The 23,680-nt window shown below is 53.4% G+C and carries 22 protein-coding genes and 2 pseudogenes; 17 read left to right on the plus strand and 7 right to left on the minus strand.

What is annotated here, in order from left to right:
* The first annotated feature begins 907 nt into the window (after positions 1-907).
* The 8 genes from LIW51_RS33210 (at position 908) to LIW51_RS33240 (ending at position 7,803) form a co-directional block, all read left to right on the plus strand.
* Complete coding sequence (locus tag LIW51_RS33210) at positions 908-1,360, plus strand: VOC family protein (RefSeq protein WP_227379747.1); 453 nt, start codon at positions 908-910, stop codon at positions 1,358-1,360.
* Between the two features lie 183 nt (positions 1,361-1,543).
* A complete protein-coding gene (locus tag LIW51_RS38855; RefSeq protein ID WP_255767668.1) occupies positions 1,544-1,669 on the plus strand; it encodes a hypothetical protein in 126 nt (41 codons plus the stop codon).
* 187 nt (positions 1,670-1,856) lie between these two features.
* Positions 1,857-2,750, plus strand: a complete 894-nt coding sequence (locus LIW51_RS33215) for a ParA family protein (RefSeq protein WP_227379748.1) — start codon at positions 1,857-1,859, stop codon at positions 2,748-2,750.
* On the plus strand, positions 2,710-3,105 hold the full coding sequence (locus LIW51_RS33220) for a DUF8115 family protein (protein WP_227379749.1): 396 nt from the start codon (positions 2,710-2,712) through the stop codon (positions 3,103-3,105). Before LIW51_RS33215 ends, LIW51_RS33220 begins: the two co-directional genes overlap by 41 nt.
* A gap of 520 nt (positions 3,106-3,625) precedes the next feature.
* Positions 3,626-4,045 (plus strand): VOC family protein, encoded by a 420-nt coding sequence (locus tag LIW51_RS33225; protein WP_227379750.1) that lies wholly within the window; start codon positions 3,626-3,628, stop codon positions 4,043-4,045.
* A gap of 931 nt (positions 4,046-4,976) precedes the next feature.
* Positions 4,977-5,276: a hypothetical protein gene (locus tag LIW51_RS33230; protein ID WP_227379751.1), complete on the plus strand. Its 300-nt coding sequence runs from the start codon at positions 4,977-4,979 to the stop codon at positions 5,274-5,276.
* A 192-nt stretch (positions 5,277-5,468) separates the two neighbouring features.
* Positions 5,469-6,218 (plus strand): SDR family NAD(P)-dependent oxidoreductase, encoded by a 750-nt coding sequence (locus tag LIW51_RS33235; RefSeq protein ID WP_227379752.1) that lies wholly within the window; start codon positions 5,469-5,471, stop codon positions 6,216-6,218.
* A gap of 403 nt (positions 6,219-6,621) precedes the next feature.
* The gene (locus LIW51_RS33240) at positions 6,622-7,803 is read left to right on the plus strand and encodes a trans-sulfuration enzyme family protein (RefSeq protein WP_227379753.1); all 1,182 of its coding nucleotides are present in this window, start codon (positions 6,622-6,624) and stop codon (positions 7,801-7,803) included.
* A 203-nt stretch (positions 7,804-8,006) separates the two neighbouring features.
* Here LIW51_RS33240 and LIW51_RS33245 read toward each other — a convergent pair whose 3' ends face one another.
* Both LIW51_RS33245 and LIW51_RS33250 read right to left on the minus strand, forming a co-directional pair.
* The gene (locus tag LIW51_RS33245) at positions 8,007-8,906 is read right to left on the minus strand and encodes a sodium:calcium antiporter (RefSeq protein WP_368411891.1); all 900 of its coding nucleotides are present in this window, start codon (positions 8,904-8,906) and stop codon (positions 8,007-8,009) included.
* Between the two features lie 249 nt (positions 8,907-9,155).
* Positions 9,156-9,419, minus strand: a complete 264-nt coding sequence (locus tag LIW51_RS33250) for a hypothetical protein (protein WP_227379754.1) — start codon at positions 9,417-9,419, stop codon at positions 9,156-9,158.
* 195 nt (positions 9,420-9,614) lie between these two features.
* Between LIW51_RS33250 and LIW51_RS33255 the strand changes: the two genes are divergently transcribed.
* Entirely contained in the window at positions 9,615-9,821 is a 207-nt protein-coding gene (locus tag LIW51_RS33255; RefSeq protein ID WP_227379755.1) for a hypothetical protein, read from the plus strand.
* A 710-nt stretch (positions 9,822-10,531) separates the two neighbouring features.
* Positions 10,532-11,962 carry a hypothetical protein gene (locus LIW51_RS33260; protein WP_438267474.1) on the plus strand — a complete coding sequence of 477 codons (1,431 nt, stop codon included), beginning with the start codon at positions 10,532-10,534 and terminating at the stop codon, positions 11,960-11,962.
* Here the strand turns inward: LIW51_RS33260 and LIW51_RS33265 are convergent, their stop codons facing one another.
* The gene (locus tag LIW51_RS33265) at positions 11,963-13,027 is read right to left on the minus strand and encodes an iron transporter (protein WP_227379757.1); all 1,065 of its coding nucleotides are present in this window, start codon (positions 13,025-13,027) and stop codon (positions 11,963-11,965) included.
* Positions 13,028-13,109: 82 nt separating this feature from the next.
* On the opposite strand from LIW51_RS33265, the gene LIW51_RS33270 reads away from it, so the two are divergent.
* On the plus strand, positions 13,110-13,865 hold the full coding sequence (locus tag LIW51_RS33270; protein WP_227379758.1) for a CPBP family intramembrane glutamic endopeptidase: 756 nt from the start codon (positions 13,110-13,112) through the stop codon (positions 13,863-13,865).
* Positions 13,866-14,250: 385 nt separating this feature from the next.
* Here LIW51_RS33270 and LIW51_RS40215 read toward each other — a convergent pair whose 3' ends face one another.
* Positions 14,251-14,520: a DUF7333 family protein gene (locus LIW51_RS40215; RefSeq protein ID WP_438267475.1), complete on the minus strand. Its 270-nt coding sequence runs from the start codon at positions 14,518-14,520 to the stop codon at positions 14,251-14,253.
* Between the two features lie 208 nt (positions 14,521-14,728).
* A pseudogene (locus tag LIW51_RS38975) lies at positions 14,729-14,896 on the minus strand (plastocyanin/azurin family copper-binding protein); the annotation flags it as partial.
* Positions 14,897-15,223: 327 nt separating this feature from the next.
* Between LIW51_RS38975 and LIW51_RS33275 the strand changes: the two are divergent.
* Positions 15,224-15,643, plus strand: coding sequence for a ZIP family metal transporter (locus tag LIW51_RS33275; protein WP_227380076.1), 420 nt, complete (start codon positions 15,224-15,226; stop codon positions 15,641-15,643).
* A 497-nt stretch (positions 15,644-16,140) separates the two neighbouring features.
* Here the strand turns inward: LIW51_RS33275 and LIW51_RS33280 are convergent, their stop codons facing one another.
* The gene (locus LIW51_RS33280; protein ID WP_227379759.1) at positions 16,141-16,389 is read right to left on the minus strand and encodes a DUF7410 domain-containing protein; all 249 of its coding nucleotides are present in this window, start codon (positions 16,387-16,389) and stop codon (positions 16,141-16,143) included.
* 29 nt (positions 16,390-16,418) lie between these two features.
* A complete protein-coding gene (locus LIW51_RS33285; RefSeq protein ID WP_227379760.1) occupies positions 16,419-17,699 on the minus strand; it encodes a hypothetical protein in 1,281 nt (426 codons plus the stop codon).
* Positions 17,700-18,622: 923 nt separating this feature from the next.
* On the opposite strand from LIW51_RS33285, the gene LIW51_RS38860 reads away from it, so the two are divergent.
* The 5 genes and pseudogenes from LIW51_RS38860 (at position 18,623) to LIW51_RS33305 (ending at position 23,427) form a co-directional block, all read left to right on the plus strand.
* Positions 18,623-18,754 (plus strand): hypothetical protein, encoded by a 132-nt coding sequence (locus tag LIW51_RS38860; protein ID WP_255767670.1) that lies wholly within the window; start codon positions 18,623-18,625, stop codon positions 18,752-18,754.
* Positions 18,755-18,758: 4 nt separating this feature from the next.
* Positions 18,759-19,775: a YeiH family protein gene (locus LIW51_RS33290; RefSeq protein ID WP_227379761.1), complete on the plus strand. Its 1,017-nt coding sequence runs from the start codon at positions 18,759-18,761 to the stop codon at positions 19,773-19,775.
* 45 nt (positions 19,776-19,820) lie between these two features.
* Positions 19,821-20,558 (plus strand): helix-turn-helix domain-containing protein, encoded by a 738-nt coding sequence (locus LIW51_RS33295; RefSeq protein ID WP_227379762.1) that lies wholly within the window; start codon positions 19,821-19,823, stop codon positions 20,556-20,558.
* A 55-nt stretch (positions 20,559-20,613) separates the two neighbouring features.
* Complete coding sequence (locus LIW51_RS33300) at positions 20,614-21,498, plus strand: sulfurtransferase (RefSeq protein WP_227379763.1); 885 nt, start codon at positions 20,614-20,616, stop codon at positions 21,496-21,498.
* 261 nt (positions 21,499-21,759) lie between these two features.
* Positions 21,760-23,427: pseudogene (locus LIW51_RS33305) on the plus strand (transposase).
* Positions 23,428-23,680: the final 253 nt, after the last annotated feature.

Genomic DNA, 23,680 nt, shown 5'->3' on the forward strand with positions numbered 1-23,680 from the left:
ACCACCGTCGCGGATGTAACAGAAACAGTAAAAGGATAGGAGATGGTCTGCAATAGTTCATTTCTGTAAATCAGTGAACGAAGAGTGGCCGAAACGATCGACCACTCTTTAAACTGGCCGAAATCGGCTTAATGGAAGATACGCACTCTATGGTTATATATGTTTGGAAAAGGTGTTATGCTGACAAGTGTTTGGTAGACAGAGGGGCACGTCTTGTTGGTTACATCCGCGATGGTGGTGTGTGCCCTACGGATTGGGCTAGCGGTTCCTCCTCTTTTCTCTTACATCCGCGACCGAGGTGTGTCTGCACTTACTCGGGTGAACCGAGAACGTGCTCGTCTATCTTTAAACAGCGAGAGAACCACTGCCGTAAACGGCGGGCAGGATGTCACAGGCAAATTCGGATTGCGTCATGGAGGGCTCTATTGAATCCCGAGATGGCGTTGAATTGACGGTCATTGCTTGATGGCTCGATTGACGTTGTAAACGGAGGCGACGAGGACGAGTTCGCGGAATTGACAAAACCGGGATCACGAGTCGATGATTTCTCGAATCGAGTGCTTGATCGCTGAGTTGACCGACTCGACGAATGCCCGCTGGTTGTATCGATCCTCGTCCAGTCTAGCGTTATCTGAATTGCTGGCGCTAAATCTCCGTCGTTTACGGTGGGGATACAGCGCCGTCATCATCTTGCTTGCACGTGAGACTGCTAACCTGCGGGCCAACGGAATCGATACTTCGTGAGGCCGGCAGCAGAATACTTTGAGCAAGCGTTGCCACCTGCTTGACGAAGCGGAAGAGTGTCTTTCCCATAACACCGTTCTACCACTTCATTAACCTAGTCTTATCGGATTACCTAGACGACTGCTAAAGATTCAATAGAGCCGAACGTCTAAGAGTGAATGATATGGAGTTGCCGCGCCTAGATCATGTAGGTGTTGTTGTCGATGATCTTGACACTATGGCTGCTTTCTTCCTCGATCTGGGATTCGAGCGCGAGGGCGGCGGGCTGGTCGAGGGCCGGTGGGTGGACAAGGTCGTCGGGCTCGACGGCGTCCGATCGGAGATCGTGATGGTGCGGACGCCAGACGGCAGCGGCAAGCTCGAACTCATCAAGTTCCATGCGCCGGCTGACAACGAGGGTGCGCACCCTTTACCGGCGAACCGACTGGGCTTCCGACACATCGCTATCGCGGTCGGTGACCTCAATGCGATCGTCGACGGTCTGCGAGACAAAGGGTTCGACACAGTCGGCGAGATACGTGATTACGAGGACACCTATCGGCTCTGCTATATCCGCGGTCCTGAAGGATTGATCGTCGAGCTCGCCGAGCAGATCGCCCCCGAGGGAGCTAGATAGGCGGCCGTACGGCTCTCCGACTTCCATATCTGGCCACGACGAGCGGCGATATCGCGGACGAGGATCCCCGCTCAACGTCATCGACGGCGCCTGCCTCGGCTACATCCGGCTGTACGCCGCCGATCGATCACGCGTACAATGTCAGCCTGGACACCGATCTACATTCAGTGAGCCCTCGTCGAGTTGGTCAACTCAGCGATCAAGCGCTCGATCCGCGAAACCATCGACGCCCGCAGCTGGTTTCGTCAGGTCCGCGAACTCGTCCTCGTCGCCTCCGTCTACAACATCAACCGGGTGATTCAGAGTTGAATCCCGTCGCCGTCTTGAGATTCAATAGAGCCTATGGAAACAGGACCCGTGATTATCGTCCAGTAATCTTCTTTTTGAAGCCCATACCGATTGCTCTCATCCGAGTTGACACAAGAATTTGCGTTTCCTATTTTCCCATTGTCTGACGTACCTTTTTGTATCTTGTATATGTATACAGCAAATGCATATGGTCACTGTATCGAGCAACCGGATACTACGTGCTGCAACCTACGTTGAGAAAGGCGGAGTCGGGAAGACCACCACGTCTGCACATGTGGCTGTTGCAGCTGTACGGGAGCATGACCTTGATGTGGTCCTCATTGACTTAGCTGGGAAGCAAAATGACTTGTCCACTCACTTTGGGATGAACGACGAGGTCGAAGATCTCGATGCTCCTATCTCTGCCATTTTTGGCGAAGATTGGGGATTTATTCGAGATAATATTCCAGACGTCGTTGATCGCATGGTGCATGATACGGGAGAAGGCATTGACCTCATTCCCGCCGATCCTGGACTCGGCGGGGCAGATAATAATCTCGCAAATGTTCCTGTTGAGGAGCGGTTTTCGAAGCTGGATGAGTTTATCACCCAGGATTTGAGCGACCGGTATGATTTCGTTTTGCTTGACCTGCCAGGCAAGGAGGACAACATTGCGTTGAACGGGTTGTTTGCGGCGAGAAACGTCATTGCACCACTCAAACCTGGTGTGTTCGAGCGGAATCAGCTAGAGAATCTTCGCGCCGATCTTGATGACCTTCACGAAGAACATCCAATTAATCCACGGCTTGTGATGGTCATTCCGACGATGGTGAAGAGCTCGACGAACTTATCAAAGAAATTCGTTGCTGAACTCCAGGAGGCATATCTAGGTCAGGCGGCTCCAGTCCCCGTTCCGAATTCACAGGATATTTCGAAAAAACAAAACGAAGGCTGCACACTCTTCGCTGTCCCTGAAGATGAACTGTACAATACGGGTCAGCGTGTGCTTGAGGCGTATCGAGAGAACACTATTGAACTCCTTAACCGACTCACAGAGACCAATGAGCCAAGACAAAGCAGAAAAGCTCCTCCAGAGCAGTAAGAGCCAGAAACGCTCAACGTCTGAACCGTCACCGAGTGACGAGACAGTCGAACTAACGCAGACAGTTCAAGAAGCCTATGAAGCAATTGACAACGGTGATGTCAGTTCGAACATCACTGTTCGAGATACGAATCTCGCAGCACTGTTTCACGGACTTGAGGAATCTGGCGATCTTGCACACGTTGCAGCCGCTGCTCGCATATCGCTAGACCGTGAAGACAATTCCAATGTAAATCGGAGCCAGACTATTGGGGATCTCATTAGAGTTGGGTTGCAAGAGGTGGCTCCTGAGACGGTTGACCAGGCAATGAAGGCGAAAAAAGAGCACCTCCTGTCTAAAGAAGGCGAATTTTGAGTTCGCTGTTTGTTCCTCTTCCTGATTTTGCATTCTGCATCTATATCTCGAATGTATATACTGGAAACGTATGCTGAATACGTATACTAATCGCTAATGCTAGTTTGCAATCTGTGTCCTAAGATTCTGTAGTCTGAATCAGTCTTTTCTGATCTGAAATCTGTATACGTATATGATATCCGTATGTTGTATACATATTCGACGTCTACTAGTGGTGTGTCTGTTGCTCTAGGATTACAGCCACTGGGCCTTCCTATCCATGCAAATGTGAATCTGGAATGCTTCCTCTGTGCCTGTATACAATATCTGTATACTGCATATGAATTCTGTATCTGGTGACTCACTCGGAAGAAAGACAAGACAATTGGGTTATCACTGTATCCGTCCAGGTGTTTAGTACGCGGCAACATCCCAATTGCATAGACCATTGCCAATCTTTATTGGCGTCGAGTGGTCGTACGGTCAAGGATGTTTTTACAGAACCTTCATATGGGTTGTCGATGCATATGAACTATCGATCATGGCAACGTTACAAACCCATCATGTCGGAGTGGTCGTGAGTGACCTTGATGAGGCCGTCTCGTTCTACCAGGATACCCTTGGCCTCTCCATCGCTGATGAGTTTACGCTCGGTGATGACGGCATCGCCACTGCAATCAATGTTGAGGGGGTGACTGGCGACTTCGTCCATCTCGATGCTGGTAGTGCTCGTGTCGAACTCATCGAATACGATCCTGCCGGCGACGACATTACGACAGACGCCATCAATCAACGCGGGGCAAAGCACATCGGGTTTGCTGTCGACGATATTGATGCGTTTTATGAGAATCTCCCGGATAACGTTGAGCCGATAAGCTCTCCCCAGCCAATCGAAATCGGCACTTCGATCCTGTTCTTCCGCGACCCAGACGGAAACTTTGTCGAAGTCGTTGAAGCATAACTGAAGAACGTACCCTTTTTCTATTATGATTTCGTTCACCAAAGCTTGGTAGAATGTGTCTTGGTGGATGCAGACATGGCGGTCAGAGCTGGATCGAAAATCTGAACTCAACTGTTCAAGGGGTAGAGGACGTCGACTCGTCGTTACGAGTTGGTAGACTCGTATCGCATCCGTCTCGATAATACGATGTAATTTTGGATCCACGGAGAGTGGTTGAGCTTGGATTCTAATCCATCGAACGAGAATCCGGTAGCTCGTATGAAGAACACGAATAATTCTGACTCGGGCTGTTCACCGTGCACAAGTTGAAGTATGAGCTCGGGGACTGTAGCCACAATGTCAACAAGTGGAAGCTGGTACGACTCAAGTCGGAATTCAGCAGTAAGGGGCATGCGTTGCTCAGAAGTTGCGACTGGTGCTCTCAATGCAGAGCGAAACCGGTCTCCTGATCTGGCGAAGCGACTCCTTGTGTTGTCATCCTGAAAGCTATCACCCTCTCAAAAGTGTGCTCGGCATGACTGCGCTTGGTCGGTACATATAAGTCATCAAACTAAGAACAGCTATTCCGGACTGTCTCATGATCCACTTGGCTGCACGTCTGTTCATTCCACTTGTTGCAATCGTCGCGACCGCATAGCGGCCATCGCATAGCAGCAGCACTCGGGTCGTCTCACCTCACTACGGGCTCCGTAGTCGCACTTCTTCAAGGATGAATACTCAAACATATGCAGACAGTCGCCAGGTCTATGATCCACAGCAATCAAAATCCAATTGGAAAACAAATCGATTCGAACCCCAAATCAACACCGATCGATAGGCAGCCAGCAGTCGTACCCCCCAGGGTTCGGAACAGCATCTTCTGTGACTGTGGAATTCCGCCTGCAGTTACCAACGAAACTCAGACGATACACATCTCATCGGGGGCGTGGACATGAGCCAACAACGGGATGCAGTGGACGCTACGGGTGAGGTCTCTTCTCTCTGGAGCAACTGGGATTTCCTACGCCTATTGTTCGGGCGATTCGTCACGAACGCTGGCGATAGTCTTTACACAATTGCTGGAACGTGGCTAATCTACGACCTCACTGGTTCGAGTTTCTATACGGGTCTCGCTGGAGCGTTGCTTCTTCTGCCGCCAGCACTCCAGTTCATGTCCGGGCCACTCGTCGATCAGTGGCCACTCATCCTGAGTATGAGTGTGGCCTTTCCAACGAGCTGGAGCGGTAAATGAAGCTCTGTAATCATCTGCTCCTGAAAGTCAATGTCTTGGACTAGAGGGGGGAATCAACTCTCAAACGTTTGTCGAGATACTCTCGGCCGTACTAAGATTTTCTGAACGCGAGATACAGAGAATACATCTATCGTTCTCTTGCTTATAGAGGGGCATAACAGATAATGCGTTGGCCGACGATTATTGATCTTCATGCTACTGGATGACAAAGTGGCCATAATCTACGGCGCAGGCGGCTCTATTGGTGGCGCCGTGGCTCGTGCCTTTGCCCATCAGGGGGCCAGGGTCTTCCTCGCCGGTCGCACTGAGACGAAGCTTGACGAGGTCGCCGAAGAAATTCGATCGGATGGCGGCAAAGCGGACACTGCCGTCGTTGATGCTACAAACAAGCAAGCTATCGACGAGTACGTTGATGCGGTGGTAGAGGAAGCTGGGCACGTCGATATTTCGTTCAACCTCATCGGATACGGTGACGTTCAAGAACCGCTCACCGAAATCTCGGTCGATGATTTCCTGCAGCCGATCACGACCGCGATGCGAACACAGTTTTTAACGACCCGAGCAGCTGCCCGGCACATGGTCGAACGTGGGTCGGGAGTGATCTTGTTTTTCGGCGGTGATGGCCCGCAGACACTCCCCGGATTGGGCGGCTTTAAGATCGCGCTCGATGCCATTGAGGGGCTGCGCCGCCAGTGGGCCGTCGAACTCGGAGAGCATGGCATCCGCGTCGTCACCCTGAAGACGGGAGGAATCGTTGAGACCATGCCGGAGAATATTCCCGAACGGGACGAAATTGTCGCTGGCATTGAGGAAGAAACCCTGCTGAACCGGACAGAGACACTGGAGGACGTAGGAAATGTTGCATCCTTTGTGGCCTCGGATCAAGCCCGCACCTTGACAGCCACGGAGGTCAACATTTCCTGCGGCGCACTGATGGATTAGGTGGGCTATAGACTAACCGATACGTATGCAGACCTACTAAGCGGCTAATCCACTCCGGAGCGGTGTGGAAGAACGGCTCGCATTATACCCATCTCCGAGGTTGTGATCAGATGCGTTCCTGACAGAAGTTGAGACTAGCGCTCTCAATGCATATGATGTGAGCTACCCGAAGTCCCGTTCAGAAAGATCGTGACTAAACCAGCTAGTTAGTAGATGCGCGTATCGATCGAAACCTCATTTATAAGATAATACCTGCCCCGAATCACAACTCGCGTTTTGCCTCTGGTTAGTCTCGCCTGGACCTGCAACACTATGTATCGCTGCAGAAAACTCTCGTTATGGACACACCAACCGTACCAGAGACATGTAACACCGCGCGAACAGGTTTTATGGTAACTCTCTGATGACACGACACGATAATCGTTTCCGCAAGAACCGATTCGAGACACTCGCCGTCGGGGCAGCTGAGAACGCGACCCACGACGCAGGCGGAACGATCGACGTCATCCCGCCGTTACACCTCTCGAGCACCTTCAGGTGGGCCAGCGGGGATGATGCCAATAAACACGACTACTCGCGTGAGAGCAACCCGACACGCGCGGCCCTCGAGGAGCAGTTAGCCCGCCTCGAAGGCGGCGAACACGGGCTGGCGTTCGCCTCGGGGATGGCCGCCATCTCGACGACGATGCTGTCGCTGGTCCCACCCGGGGGCCACCTCGTCTCGTCAGACTCCGTCTATAGCGGGACCGAAAAGCTGCTCACGGAGCTCGTCGCCGATCACCTCGGTGTCGACGTCGAGTTTGTCGACGCCCGCGAGCCCGAAAATATCACCGCGGCAGTCGATTCGGACACCGACTTAATCTGGGCGGAGACACCGACGAACCCGCTGACGCGTCTATGTGATATTCGCTCGATAGCCGACATTGCCCACGACTACGGCATCCCGTTTGGTGTCGACAGCACCTTCGCGAGTCCGTACTTCCAAGCGCCGCTCGAACTGGGTGCCGACATTGTCGTCCACAGCACCACCAAGTACCTCAACGGGCACTCCGACTCAATCGGCGGTGCCGTCATCACCGACGACGATGAGGCCTATGAGAAGCTCGCGTTTTCCCAGCGAATTGGGCTCGGGAACATGCTCTCGCCGTTCGACTGCTACCTCGTCGCGCGGGGTATCAAGACGCTACCGGACCGAATGGAGCACCATCAGGAGAATGCGATGGCGGTCGCTCGCCTCCTTGAGAACCACGACCGGGTCGCTCGCGTTTACTATCCGGGTCTCGAAAGTCACCCGCAACACGATCTCGCGGCCGACCAGATGTCGGAATACAGCGGGATGCTTTCCTTCGAGTTCGACGGCACGCTCGCCGAACTCGAGGCGTTCATTGATGGTCTCGAGTTATTCACCCCTGGGGCCAGTCTCGGTGGCGTCGAGAGCCTCATCGAGGTACCATCGTTGATGATCCCGGATGAGGTCAGTCACGGGTCTGCCACCGCGGAGATTCCCGAGACCCTGGTCCGGATATCGGTCGGCATCGAACACGTTGACGACCTTTGCGAGGACCTCCGCTCGGCGCTGCCGTAGGCGCGTATTCCCCTTTCTACTTGACCGTCCCGATCCGCAAACAGGTCGCTAATCACCCGTTCAGATCCAAGCCAATTAAGCAAGGTTCAGGATCCAAACGGCAACGATGACAATGTATGCGAGATAGAAACTGTCGACGAGAACCACCTCCCACCGCTTGAATCCGTGTTCCTGCGAGCCCCAGTGGAGCGATGCAGCATAGGCTACGGCAGTAGGATTACGAAGAGCAAATTTACCCAAAACAAGCGGAAGCTCTGCACGGGAACTGTGACGAGTACGAGTGGCACAAACGCAACCGTCATCGTCACCGTATGATCACCAATGACGCTCGCCGTCCCCGCGGTCACTTGGCCACTTCGTGCCACACTCCACGTTGCAAAGACTTCCGGTGTCACAGCCAGCAGTGCGGTAATGAAAAGTCCACCAATCAGGTTCGAGATACCGAGTGCCGCAACAATGTTCTCAGTCGCCCGGACAACGCCATATGCACCGAGTGTGAGAGCGAGTAGACCCGCTGCTGCAGGAGCGAGTTCCATTCGACTCCACTGAACCTCCGTCGGTTCCTCACGGCCTCGAACGACGGCCTGACCGAGAAAGATGAGGTAAGCGCCACCCATGATCATCCCGTCGATTGGCTGTAGACCTCGCCAACCAGGTGGGAGCGTCAGAAGTGCAACTACCACAAGAATAGTGATGTAGGGTAGCGCGAGTACTGTCACTGCTTCCCGTTTAATCCGAAGAAAATTCTGTGTTCGATGGCGCTGGTGCTCCGACGTTCCACCATCGCTGCGTTGTGAGTCCGAAGAACGTCCCGACTGAGGAGAGAGGTTCGCTGTTCGAGTGGCGAGATACGCCGTCGTAATGATGATTGGGATTGCGGCGATGTTCGATCCGAGCATCATCCCGAGGCCGATATCCGAGACGCCACGGGAGGCACCCACGACGTTGATTCCGATTTCGGGACTGGCTGCGGCTAAGCCAACGAACGTTCCCCCGGCCACTGCGCTCAGTCCCCACTGCTTCCGAAGCTTCTTCAACGGATCAGCGAGATGTTCTGCCCCCAATGAGCAGCAAAGATGGCGACTACAAGGACGCTCCCCCATAGTAATAGCGTTATCCAGGCCATACTCGACAATAATCAAGTGAGGTAGCTCCTGTTGAAAGCCGTTGGCCGGATCAGTGGGCTACTTATGGCATGGATTACCGCTATAAATTCTCCATCCAAAATCGTAACGATAGGAAAAGTGGTAGTTCCCTCACTTCACCATATCGAAGTCGCTATGAGTCAGTTCTAACGAAAGCTCGCACATGCACTTATAATTGTTGTGAGCTATGGTTCAATCTTGTATGGTTCAATCAGCAGGGATAATCGACGTCGATTGACTGGGTTGCCGTGCGGCTTCGACCGAATAAATCAAGCTTCCGGTAAAGAGGACAACACTTGCGACGATAAACAGCGAGCTGAGCGGGGAGGCCGTGTCGACGAACACCCAGTACAATGGAGCTGCGATAGACGGCCCAGCCGCCAACACTGCGACTTTGGCAACGAGCGGGCCACAGCAGCCACAGGTACACGATCCAACAATGGCAGCAGTCCCAGCAGTCCCCTCTGTCATGCCTGCTCGTTCTTCAACCCGCCAGTGGCGGGCAATAATGGTAGCATTCAATCCAATGAGTGTGCTCAATAACCCGACTATGATGAGTTGTCCCGGCGAAATTGCCACAAAGAGTGGGATGTGAGGGAGATAAATTTCAAGGATAGGCCATGTCACTAGCTGATAAATCGAGGTAAGGACAACAATTGACGTCTCATGGGGAAGCGCGTCTTCTGGAAAGAACGACAGATAGCCAGTGACGGAGACGAAAAAGAGGGCTACGGCGAGCCCAACGCCCAATCCGAATCGACGAGCAACTTGATCCCGCAAGACTGCACGAAGTACGTTCCCTGCGTCTTTCCAGATGATATAGCCGACCAGTATGGGTGTACCGAGGACGAGAGTGTACCCGAATGGATGTGAGTCGCTAGCCGGCCCGGGGATGAGATAGGGATATGCGATCCATAAGCCCATCACGATCCCGAGGAAGGTATAGCGAGGTCGAGTTGGCCACCGAAGCCAGCCAATGATGAAACTTCCCACCGAAATTAGAAGACCGACTCCCAAGGAGAGTGGTTGGTACCACGAACGGGGAAAGGGCATCGCACTCGCAGAATAGGTCTGATCAGGTGATAAGCCTTCAAAGAGAATCGTCCCAACAATCGTCACCACAATTCCACAGAACACTCCATAAAGGGCAACCGTCGGTGAGATGCGGTTCGTTCGCTTAACAAGGATGGTACCACCAAGGATGACGATTCCGACGAGACTGAGAAGAATTCCGTGCCCCTGAGAGAGTCCTGAAGTCGCAGTTTCCCCATGTGCAGATACGATGGGAATCTGCGTGAGAATGAATGAACTGAGTAGAAGAACGGATACTGGACGTATTGACCTATGACGGTGTGACCACCCAAGTGCACCCCGCTTTCGCGCTCGACATCGATCAAATGTCATTGGTGACTCTTGGCCAGCGACTTACTTCTAGTTGACTGATTCGGTTGAGCTCCTGAACACCTCTCTTCTCTAGCACGTACGAACTTTGATGCACAGGCTTCGAGACGATGTCTTCTCAGTACAATCATAGAGGCTTTGCTTCGATGGATACAATACTCGCGCTCCCTCATCACCAATAAATGGGCTTGGATGGAGATGCCTCTCGATATTTGACTGTACGTCGTCTCCTATTGAGCACCGTCGTGTCGTTATGTACGCTCCTGTTCATCGACACGGTGCTCGCCAGTAACGCCGCAGTCGGATTATCTGGCGCATCACGTGACGCATTGAACATCCCACGGTGGCTGTATATCGCGACCGGTGGTGCCGCAATCGGTGCTTCTGCGTTGCTTGCAAGCGTCGTCACTGACCGCGTCCTTATCGACACGGTACATGACTGGCAAACGTTTGTCCCGACGCGCGCGACCGTTCGGACGGCAGCAACAACAGCAGCTCGCGTCGTCGGTCTTATCGGTCTCGCCATTGTGCTCTATCGAGGACTTACCGGCCCACAGATTCCCACCGTCAACGTGGCTCTTATCTTGGTATTCGCAGGTGTTCGAGCAGGATTAACAATGTTTGTGTATCTCTTTGGCAACGTTTGGCCTGCCTTGAATCCCTGGCGAACCATTGCTTCTTTCCTCACCGATTTCTTGCCAACACCAACCGTCCGTTATCCAGACCGGTTTAGTCGCTGGCCCGCTGTTCTCGGCCTCCTTTTGCTGGTGTGGGTTGAAACAGTTACGCCAGTCAACAAACAACCTGCCCTCTTAGCAGAAGTAATTCTCGTCTACACGGTCATCACTATCGCCGGTGCCGTCCTATTCTCGCCCTCGACGTGGTTCACAAATGTCGATCCAATTTCGGTCGCCTTTCGATTCTATGGGCAAGTCAGTCCGTTCCGCTGGGCGGATTCTGGTCTCACGTTTCGTCCGCCTGGATTCGAATTGCCCGAGTCAGACTTTGTCTCCGAGATTGCCGATATCGCGTTCATCATCGCGCTAGTATGGGAACTCACGTTCAGCGGATTTGTGACGACGACAATCGGTGTTAGATTCATCAAGAGTGTCGTTGCGATTGGGATCCCACCGCTTGTGTTGTACGCGCTCCTTTTTGTTGTTGGATACCTTGCGTTCCTTGGTACGTATTTTGCTGCGGCACGCGCTGCCCGTCGTATTGGAGAGACATACCTTCTGCCTTGTACCCTCGCTATTCGCTTTGCGGCATCGCTCCTCGCCATCGCAGCAGGCTACCACCTTGCACATTACTTTGGATTCTTCGTTTCACTATCTCCACTCCTTGTCACCGCAATTGAGACACCGTTCTCACCACCCGCGAACCCGCTTGTGTTATCGCTTCCAGGGTGGTTCGGAATGCTCCCAATCGCGTTCATCCTCATCGGTCATATGTTGGCAGTGTGGGTCGCACACGCAGACGCCTATGCGACCTTCCCCAGTCGGATACAAGCAATTCGGAGTCAGTATCCCTTCATCCTTGTGATGATCAGCTATACTGTCATTAGTCTCTGGCTCATCTCACTTCCCACTGCGAGTCCGGCGTTCGTCTCCTAATCAGACGGTGAATGTCATCGGTGGCATTTGCATAAACGCCGTTTCGTATCCATCGTGACGTGCGAGCTGTGGCGGTGAGTCTACCGCGATCTGAAGGCTATCACCGGATTGCACGTCTTTAAGGGGCATTCCATAATGCATATCGAGTTCTGGATCAAGACTCGGTGCGAGTGATCCGTTGGCGATGGTTGATCCCTCACGCTTTAGCGTTGCAGAGAGTGACATCCGAGGAAGCACGATCCGATTGTACGGTGTCCGTGGTGACACCGCCAAATACGGCGTCCCGTTCTCCGTGAAGCGATTTGTCTTCTCGATAAGTGTGACGACGAAGTCAGCGTCGCCCGACGTTTTTGTGCCGATCGTGCGCCCGGGGAGCGATTTTGGCGCTGGTGCTCGCCCGGCGGGAACCTTCTTCATCATCGGTTTGATAGCACCGCGGTCGCCTTGTTTCTCGCCAAGCCGACGAAACTTGAGCCCGTACACATCATCCGTGTCGAATTTGAATTTGATATCCACCGACCCTTGCTTCGTGAACCGAGACGCGAATGCACCGGTTTGCTTTGTTTGTAACGAGCTTACTTGGAGCGTTGCGGTATACGACCCTTCGCCATCGAGTGAGACGTTGTCGCCGTAGTGAAAGCCCATATTCTGCGAGAGCATTGGCCACGGGACACGGTTGGTGACCGTCTTGCCGTCTTTTTTGATCGTCATCTGGATATCTGCTGGGAGAACTGTCTTCGTTTTCGGATCCCAGAGCGATACCATGATGTGTAACGAATCATCTGACTGTACGACGACTTTGTTCCCTGTCTGGCCAGTTACATTCCAAAATCGGTGGGGGAACGAGTACATGAGAGCGAAGCGATAGTCATTGTCAATTGTCATTCCATACATCCCCATTTCCTCGACATAGGCGGGAAAGTAGACGGCATCGGGGCGGTTTTTCACGAGTGGTGGGTCTTGCCATGCAGACTTTGTTTGAAAGCCGAGTGTCTCAAGGCATCCTGAGAGTGTAGCGCTACCTGTGAGCGCTACGCCAGTGCGAAGAAAGTCCCGTCGATGCATCTAGTGGGAGTTGCAAGGGCACTCGAAAGAGTGTGTTGGTTCAGGCGTCGAATCAGGTTAATAATCGAAAGAAGAAGGTGTGATGCCCACGAACTCGGAAGAGATGAGTGGCTCACACAATCAGCTCCGAGCATTAGGTGCCGGACTAATACTTGCCATTGGTGCGTACGGTGTCGGGCAGATTGTCGTCTTGGTGACTGCAGCCATATTCATGGTTGCAGGAATCAATATTCGGTCGCAACCGAGCCTACTACTGGGTGTCAGTGTTGTTATGCTTCAAGGTGTCACCTTTGGCGGTGTTGCACTTGCATATCTTTCATATAAAGATCTTGGTCTTGAGTTTATCCACGCTCGTCTTCCGTCGCTTCGCGATATTGGACTCACAATCGGTGGTTTCGGTGCCCTTCTTGGAGCACTCTGGTCAATCTCTATGGTGATTTCTGCGCTTGGTCTACAATCTGCCCAGAACACTATCGTCGACATCGGAAGTCGAAATCCGGTAGTGTTCTTGCTACTCATTCCCTTGTCGTTTCTCCTTATTGGCCCAGGCGAAGAACTGTTGTATCGCGGACTCATTCAAGGTATCTTGCGTGAGACGTTCCATCCTGCTCGCGCAATCGTCCTCGCAAGCGCTTTGTTCGCGGTTGTTCACGTATTCTCGCTCCGAGGGGAAGGGAAACTCGTGTACCTCGGTGTTGTATTCGTGCTCGCATTGATTCTCGGTGGGTTGTACGAGTATACCGATAATTTGGTCGTTCCGGCACTCGTTCATGGGGGATACAACGCAACACTGTTCGGAATCCAGTATCTCACTGCTACTGGTGGGTTGCCCACTTGAACGACGCTCAGCTTACTACGCCTCAGGTCAGTGTGGAAATCCTTTAATGGGATTTCAGGCTAAGGGGTCAATCCGAAGGTACCGGCAAGTATTCAAGAATTCTTGTACCGTTGTATTTGTAATTGCGAGAACAGAGGTGATCGATTGGAATACTCTGATGATTCTAACCATCACTCCAGTACTAAGTAGTAGTGTGACGATGCCGAGGAGGATAACTAGTATTTGTTCTTTAGCTGAATGTAGGCGCTAAGCCCCTGTCCTCAAGGAGCGACCGAAGGGAGCGAGTAGGGTGAGGTAGTTCACTGCTCATATTAGCGTCTTTGGAGTCATGTCCGGAAAATCTTCCTGATTCATTTTGTATGGATCGCTAGCTTTACTGTAACGATTACCGAGCCGAACCGTACTCTACTCCGAGAAAGAATGAAAGGAATCCGAAAATGAGCAGACTGCCACTTACCACCATTTTCGTTGAAGCAGTCATTGGGCTGGTTAACGTCCCAGCGAGTGCAGCTCCAAGAATTGCGACGAAAATTCCAAACAGCATCGTCGGCGCCAACGTTCTCATATCTATCTTTGTTAGCCGTCCTAGAAAAATAACTGTTTCAGTTCTCACGATTTGAAAACCGCCCCTGGAACTATTGTGAGCTATTGGCATACTCTAGAAGACGCGGCCGATCAATGTCGAACACATGAACCAACAGACGCGACCACTTGACCAACATACCGAAACGGATGAAGGCGAACAGCGGGAGTCTAACCCTCAACTGGCTTCAACGACGTGTCCAGAGTGCCAAAATAACATGTCCGCTTTAGATTCTGAAGGGAAAATCGTTTTCACTCTTTCGTCTTGAACTGCTTATAGCCTATCGATTTTTGTCGATGATCTGTTGACTCGTTGGTACGGATCCATCAGGGGGCATACTTCCTTCAGCTGGTCCACCTGGTTCACCAACGACGATCCAAGTAATCATTCCCATTGTTTTATGTGGAATACAGTAGTCGTAGGTTTCTTTTGTGTTGAACGTGTGCTCGAATGTCTCCCCCTACTCAATAATAACGCCGCTGTCAAAGGGTTCTGCGCTCTTTGGAATCCGGGTTTCCTCTGCCGCGGGGGAGTATTCGCTGAAATCATCCATGTCTCAGAACGGTCATTGGGTCTCGCTCTTCACATTGCTGCCGGGATTGTCCTTGCGGTTGTTGGTATTGAACTCATGCCTGAAGCATTGACAGTGGACCCGGCATGACTAATCCTTCTGGCGTTCATCGCTGGTGGTGGCGGTGCGATCCTCATTGACCGAAGTACAGAATTCATTGAGACACGAACTAATAGTGGGGCTGGCCTCTCGGGGGCACTCGCGATATACTTTGGTGTCGCCGTTGATCTCTTCAGCGATAGGGTCATGATTGGTACTGGCTCAACAATTGATCTCAGTCTTGGATTGGTACTGGCACTCGGACAAACTCCGGCTGACATCCCAGAGGGATTTGCCACCATAGCGACGTTCAAAGCGCAAAACATCGCCCGCTCGACGCGTATCCTCCTTTCGCTCTCGTTTGCCGTGCCAATTTTTCTTGGTGCGACCCTCGGCTACTGGGCCGTTCGAGGGAGTTCAGAAGTCGTCAAGTTTGGACTCCTCGCATTTACAGCGGGAATTCTTCTTACCATCGTCATCGAAGAAATCGTCCCTGAAGCGCATCGCGGTAAGGAAGCAGAACTTGCAGCCCTTGCTCTCGTCAGTGGATTCGCCCTGTTCGGGTTCATTACTGTCTACCTATAGCCCTCCTAGCAGTGAGGGAGTACAAACTCCGGTGAACTTGATGTCAACTAGAAGTGAAAGCTGTGATGTTACTAGCCTAAAAATTGATAGCGTAACAGCAGTCAGAACCAAAGCGAGGCGTTCAATGACCTGGGAAGAGCTGTTCAAAGCGGTTAAAGCAATATTCATTCTGGGATTAGTGATGGTATTGAGTTTTTATGGTATGTTCCGTCTTCTCTCACCTCATTCACCGACTCCGCCAACCCCTACACAACCAGTATTGAGTCCTGCATTCACACAGGCTATCTTGGATGCTCTAATTCATGCTTAACTAATTGTATTTTTTGACAAACTTTAGCTTGAATACCGCTTCTCGGCGGTACCAGGGCTATCTTGAGCTTGTTATGGTTCATTCACCGAATCATAACAAGCACTTTTCAGGTTAAAGGATGGTTTTGTCTCATTATTCCATCGATTCTGGCTTGTAAGTAGCTTCATCGTTCACGGTAGGAAGGATGTCATCCAAGGATGATCATATAGATAACTACGATCACACCATATATGACGGCCAGTGCAATGATAACTTTCACATGATACATCCAGAGTTCGTGCTCCTCGTCCTCTGTCGCCTCCTCGTACGCAGTCTCCTCGTCAGCTGTCCATTCATCAGGATGTTTCTCACCGAGGTGAAGCGCACACGAGCGCTCAGAAGCAAACGGGCGCTTGCAGTACGGACACCGGGCCACTGGGGGGTCATCGTCTAGCACAGCTGTCTCGGGGTCAATGCGTGATGAAGTCATACGTATGGTGGTGGCGTGAACGGTTGCGTGACGACCCACAGACTCGTCATTGTGTAGAAAATCATCACGATGATAAAGGGGTATTGGCACTGAATCGGCTTGAGTTTCCCAGGAAACAGATCAAAGGAGAGGGCGTGTGCGATCCAGATAGCAAGCACATGGCCTAGAAGGACGAATAGGAGCGGCAGAGTCGCAAACCAGTCAGGTAACACCAGTATTTGAACGTTCGATGGTGGGGAATTTGGATGAGTGCTGACGGTCAGGAGAGCAGGCGTGAGTGTGAGAAAATAGCCGAGAAAGTGAGCAATGTGATAGCCCGCTGCGATCGGCAACAATGACGGTGCGAACCATCCTTCGATAAACCTCGGCGTGACGTAGGTTCGCCCCGTCTTGCGTGCTCGCTGTGCTGCACGCCGATACACGAAGAAGAAAAACCCGAAACCACCGAGGATTGTTAAGAAATACAGGAGTAGTGGTGGAACGCCGATTCTAACGATTGGACGAGCGAGATCGGTCCAAAATGGGGTCGAAACGAACCCGTCGTAAGTCGTCGTCCAAAGGAGGGCGATGATGAACGCAGTTTCGTCCGTGCGTTCGGCCACCCGACGCTCCGCAAGCGCGGTGCTGGGTAGTTTGAATGCGATTCCGTTCTCCGTCCGCTGGAACGGTGCCAACCGACTGTACCATCGGAAGACACCCGAGATTGGATCAACCCACCGAAACCACGTGTCTGTCCCATAAACGGTCGCACCTGCTACTGTGATGAGTGAATAACCGATAACCAGGAATGCGAGGAGTGATGGATCCTCGGCGACCGGACTAATCACTTCGAGCCAGACGAGCGCGAGGAGACCAGCGACGCTCGGCCACGCCCCGAGCCACGCTGGGTAGGGTCGCTGGCGAATACTGGGGAGGATTTCAGCTAATGCCCGCCATGGATTGATTAAGGGCCAGGTATTCCCAATCAGATAGACAGTCATAGTGTACCCCGCCCACCAGCCTGCCCACACAACTAGAATCGCAAAGTTCGACGTCGGCGTCCGCGGGCCAGTCAGACCTGTTACGATAATAATGAGCAGGACGCCAATACTGATGCCGCGAACGAGCCATCGCACAGCGGTTTGGGTAGCTTGCGGTGTCGGAACGAGAACCCGCCATCCGTTGATCGCACGGATAGCGGCATGATCCGTCATCAGACTCGTGAACAAAAACGAGGCACCGACGATGACTCCACCGGTAAGGATCGTCAGCCATGTTGGGACAGGTGTCGCGGTCATCGTCCCACTTAATCCCCCAACGTGTGCGGTCGATGGTTCGACGAGAACAACAGCTGCAAGAGTAAAAAGCAACAGAATCCATATCGTTGTCCTCGCTCGCATAGGGCAGATTGAGATTGTATTGGTTGTTTATGATAATATATGCACCGATAATACCGTCCAGTGTCATGTTTTCTCGTGTTGCTTCTGGCGGTATTGGCTCGAACGATCGTCACTTGACGATTGGTTGTGAAATAATTCGAGCGACGGCACTGTATAGCCAACCATCAGATAGGAACGTCACGCTCTCGGTATACGTTTTCCCGAGCCGCAACTATTCAATGGCTATGGGGCGGCGACTTGTGGTCACAAGTTGGTAGAGTTGCATCACTTCTGTCTCGCTAATAAGAAAGTGATCTTGAACCCATGATGAGTGACCGAGAGCAGGTTCTAATCCGTCGAACGATGATCCAGTGGCTCGGATGACGAATGGTCCTGACTTGGGTTGTTCGCCGTGCACAAGTTGGAGTATGAGTTCGGGGACTGCAGCCGCAACGTCGTCGAGTGAGAGGTGGGACGAGGTAAGCCGAAATTCGGCAGTGAGGGTCATATGCGTTCTTGGCAGTAGTTGAGACTGCTGATCTCAGTGCATACGACCTGAGTCTGGCCAGTAACGCTGATGTCGCGGTCGTCCTTGATGTGCTGTCCCTATTTCGTAGGGTAAGGCTCTGCAGATAGCCATTCGCCTCTTGTCTGCTCCCAAATTTGGTAGGACGCGGTCGATAGAACCGTTCTTCCTGAAGGTTACCGTAATCCGAAACTGGACTCCCGTTCACTACTGTCTGTCTTGCTAAGTACTGGGTGGGACTAAAGTTGTCCTACGACAATTTTTGTCCTTCGACAAACAAGCGTTCATTCCGCTCGCGGTCCCAGAGAGGAGTACAGTGACCCATACTAAGCACGTCTCCAATGGACTCGCACAGTGGTGGGAGAACCTCGAGAACGGCTGGGAAGCCGTCTTACTCGGTTTCCTCGCACTGACTCTCGTCTATCTCGGCATCCCGATTCCGTGGTAATCAGATGAGACGAACACTCCTCCCGGGACTCATCTTCCTCCTGGCAATCGGGCTCGTCGGCCGTCTCGTCGCGTCCGCACTCCCCGTTAACCACCTGATCGTCACCATCCTCCTCGGTCTCATCATCGGGAATTTCTACGGGATTCCCGATTGGACGCGGACCGCCGTCGGCACACACAAAGTCTGGCTTGAACTCGGAATCGTCGTCATGGGTGCGAGCGTCGCGCTCGACCGCGTCTTCGCCGCCGGTCCGACTGTATTCCTCCTCGTCGTTGCCACAGTCGCGACGACCGTTCTCGTGGTCGAACTCCTCGCACGCTTCGTTTTCACCATCCACGAGGAAACTGGGTCCCTCCTCGCCGCTGGCTCCGGGATCTGTGGCGTCTCCGCCGTCGTCGCGATCGCCGAAAGCATTCACGCCGACGACGCTTGCGTCGCCTACGCCGCCGCGACGATTCTCCTCTTCGACACCACGACGCTGTTCGTCTACCCGCTCGTCGGCCACGTTCTCGGCCTCTCGAACACCGTCTTCGGAATCTGGGCCGGTCTCACTATGTTCAGTACCGGTCCCGTCACCGCTGCCGGGGTCGCCTACTCGCAGAGCGCCGGCCAGTGGGCGCTCCTCGTGAAGCTCACTCGAAACGCCCTCATCGGCTTCGTCGCCATCGCCTACGCCGTCTACTACGCTCGCAAACGCGACTCCCCCGACTCGAACGAGGTTGCGGCAGACGGTGGGACGAACACCGTCAGTTGGCAGTTCCTCTGGGAAACGTTCCCGAGGTTCGTCATCGGGTTCCTCGTCGTGATGGTCGTCGCGAACGTCGGCCTACTGACCGCCGCTCAGATCGACTCACTCTCTCATCTCTCCGACTGGGCGTTCCTCATCGCGTTCGCCGGTCTCGGTCTCGAATTCCAGGTTGACGAGCTCCGTTCGACGGGCTTCAAACCCATCCTCGTCGTCCTCTCCGGACTCTTCGTCGTCGCGACCGTGATGCTCGTCGTCGTCCAAGCGCTCTTCTGACCACGTCCCGCACTCTTTTTGTCGAGCGACAACGAAGCACGGGTAATGCGGGAGCTCACGTTCGCTATCGAATACGACCGGGGAGCCGACTCCGTCATGGACATCTTCATCGAGCACCCACGAGCGAGCGCGCACTCGCTTGACGCCGTGGTCAACGCAGACGCGTTCTGGCGGATGGAGCACGTCACGGGACCCGAAGCCGCCCTCGACGGTCTCGAAGCAGTTCGCTTCGACGACGACGCCTGCGGGGAGGCGATCACCGAACGGCGGTGTGCCGCCACGCGTCACCACGACATCGTCGAGCGCACAACGAACGAACTCGTACTCTACTCCTACCTCGCAGACATTGGCGAGTGTGAGTCAGTTCACACGCTCGCGGGCAAGCACCTCCCAGACGGATTGATCTTCGAGACGCGCCGCCGCGAGTCGATGTGCTGGTGGCGCGTGCTCATGCGTTCGGACGAGAAGATCGGGATCTTCTACGACGAACTCGGCGCGAGACTCCGCGACGGCCTCTCGTTCAGGATGGGTCACCTCCGGGATGCAACGAAGTGGCGACGCGAGGAATTGGTCGGCGTGACGCCCCCAGACGAACAGGAGGATGCGCTCCAGACGGCCGTGGAGGCTGGCTACTACGACCCGCCGCGAGAAACGACGCTCGACGAGATCGCGGCCGATCTCGGAATCCCACGGTCGACACTCTCGTATCGGCTCCGGCAGGCCGAGTCGAAACTCGTCCACCAGTACGTTGACGGTGACGACGGAACGCGGTGGCTCGAATGACCGATTCGGTGTGCGACAGCAGGAGATTAATGGACTCGCCGACGAACGATTCAGTATGACGGACACTACCACCGATCCTATCGTCTCCGTCGGCTGGCTCGTCGACCGTCTCGACGACGCTCGCCGGGACGACCCGTCGCTGCGGGTGCTGGAGGTCGACATTGATCCCAGCAACTACGACCTCGGTCATATCCCGGGGACGAGTAAAGTCGACTGGAAGACGGACCTCCAAGATTCAACGACGTTCGACGTCCCGACCGAGGCGGCGTTCGAGGAACTCGTGGGCGAGTTCGGGATTACACCGGAGTCGACGGTGATCCTCTATGGGGACATGCGGAACTGGTTCGCGGCGCACGCCTACTGGCTCTTCACGTATTACGGGCACGCGGACGTTCGTCTCCTCGACGGCGGGAGGGACTTCTGGGAAGAGTGCGACGCGCCGTTCACGACCGATATTGCGGAGTTCACGCCACAGTCGTACACGGTCGCCGGCCGACGAGCAGAGATTCGGGCGGACCGACCGGATGTAATGGACGCACTCGACAGGGAGACGACGCTCGTCGACGTTCGAACGCCGGAGGAGTATCGAGGAGAGATACTCGCCCCACCCGGTTGGAACGAGGGCGTCCAGCGTGGCGGGCACATCCCCGGCGCACGGAATATTCCGTGGAATCAGGTCGTCGAGGACACGGGGTGCTTCAGACCCGAGGACGAACTCCGCGAAATATACGGCGAGCACGGGATCGACGAGGGGGAGGACGTAATCACGTACTGCCGGATCGGTGAGCGTTCCGCGCTCACGTGGTTCGTGCTCCACGAACTCCTCGGTTACGAGAGTGTTCGGAACTACTACGGGTCGTGGGTAGAATGGGGCAACACCGTCGGTGCCCCCATCGAGAAAGGACAGCGCGCGTCGATTAAACGCGAACAGAAGCGCTAGCAGACCGTTCAACCGTATCGATAGCACCGCTCCTCACTCGTAACTTCCTCTCTCGCTTCGATTCCGGTGTTCCTGCGGTGTCTCACTCTAGCGAGTAGCGAGAGGCGTTTCACGACGCTACAACTTACAGTCGTGATCGTTAAGCTGGAGTATGAATTACGTCTTCAGAGAAAGGATGGCGCAATAGAGTGTGACCGTTGTGAGCGCTCCTTCGACCAAATTTAAACGACTTCTTGGGACTCCGGAATTCGCATCCCGACCGTGACCTCAACGTGGATGTCTCATCGTGAAATTTTCCAACACATCGCGGACTGTTTGTATCAAAATTGACTTGCCTACAGCTCAACGCCGCTTTACGACCGGAGTTCGCTCAGTGGCCTCGAAAAGACATCAGAACCATCACGAGCGTCTGGTTTGACCACGAGAAACACAAGTCGGTCAACCAGTTCGTTCGTCACTACCCGCTGGCGTACTTTATTCTCAGTCCCCACGACCGCTATGCGGCTTCGTCTCGTTACGAGATGGACACCCTCTTTCGGGTATTCGTGCTGAAAGAACGCCACGGGTAGAATCACGAAACAGCGCTGATCAAGTACCTAGAATGCCACCCAAAACCCTTGCGAGCAACTCGGCTTGGAAACGGTGCCAGATCAGTCGACATTGTGGCGAAGTTGGAATAAACGCTTTACTACGGATCTTCGTGAAACCGTCGAGACCGCTGCTCGAACGATTCTTATCAAGGCACAGATCGCGGGGGTCGACGTTCCGCGTGAACCGGAGCGAAAGCTTCGACCCCCAAATCGACGACTCCGAGGGGTCTGAACCGGACGATCAGACTGTTCTGGAGCAGGCAAAGAAGATTACCGATCACGTTAGGCACGTTGTCTTCCCTGCGTTCTCGTTGGATCGGGGTGAAGGCTGTGAGATACACGAGAATGCGTACTGGGACTTACAGACGTATCTCGGACTTCGTGAGAACTTGCAGCAAATGAGGGCGAACGAAGTTTCACGCTCGAATCTCGTAGAGATCGGACGCCACTATGACATACCCATCGAACCCACCTTCGTGGCTTTTCCATTAACGAAATCCGCGAGATGTATCGGGAGGCGGTTGGCCGGTTGTTACATCGAGTTGCCGAGACAGATGCGTACCATCGGGCTGGAATTGTCGCAATCGATACAACTGAAGACGATCCGTTCACCGGCGATCGGACGGGGCATGAAGCCGAGATTATCGGGACGAAAGACGGTGAGTACGCCTACCAATGGACAACAATCCACCTCGTCGGAAACGCCGTGCCGATCATCTTGGACGCTCGGCCGGTTCGGAAGGGTGACTCTCGGGTGGAGATTGTGCGGGATCTCCTAGATTCTGCCCAAGAATACGTCCTTATCGATAATGTCTTGATGGATCGAGAATTCGATAGTCAACAGATTTTGGAGGAAATCGACCGGCGTGGGCTCCGATATGTTGTACCGAAACGGATGCAGACGAGTGAGAAAGCCCAAGCTAAGCGGTTACTCAAGTGGAAACAAGATCGATATGTGAGTGACCGGAACCTCCTCTTGAACGACGATGAGCGGCATAAGACAACGCTGGTATACCGACGCCGGGATAACTCCGAGCGTACCGATTATCGTCAGTATTCGGTGTTCATGACGAACGGTGATCCGAGACTATTACGTGAGTATGCGTATCGCTGGGAGATTGAGAGTGGCTACAAGAGCGTCAAACGGTTCATGGCCGCTACAACCTCGAAGAACTTCGTCCTGCGATTCTTCTACTTCGCGTTTGCATGCTTGCTGTATTCGATTTGGCGTGCAGTTGATCTCCTTGTGCAGGTCGAAGTGACGGATGAGTATGAGCGGTCGCCTGTTGTGACAGCAAACACTGTCCTCACGCTGCTGAAGCAAACTGGAATCGGCTAGGAACTATGTTTCAAGGCGATGAACGCTGGTGATCAGCGGCAGCTCTGGTTCAAATCATCGTTAATTCGTACAATGGTTAGAAAGTTGACTATAAACAGCTTCTGTGGTTCAGTTTGACGTGTTAAAGAAGGGTGAATTGGCTAAAATCGTGCATTATGTGGCCTCTGTACTGGCTGTAGTCTCGTCTTCCATTCTACGCAGTAGATGAGACTAGTCCTCTCAATGAACACGGGTGATCAGTCATTGTCTTCAC

Origin of the sequence: Haladaptatus halobius, assembly GCF_020618475.1 — an archaeon.
In the GTDB taxonomy this organism is placed as follows: Archaea; Halobacteriota; Halobacteria; order Halobacteriales; family Haladaptataceae; genus Haladaptatus; species Haladaptatus halobius.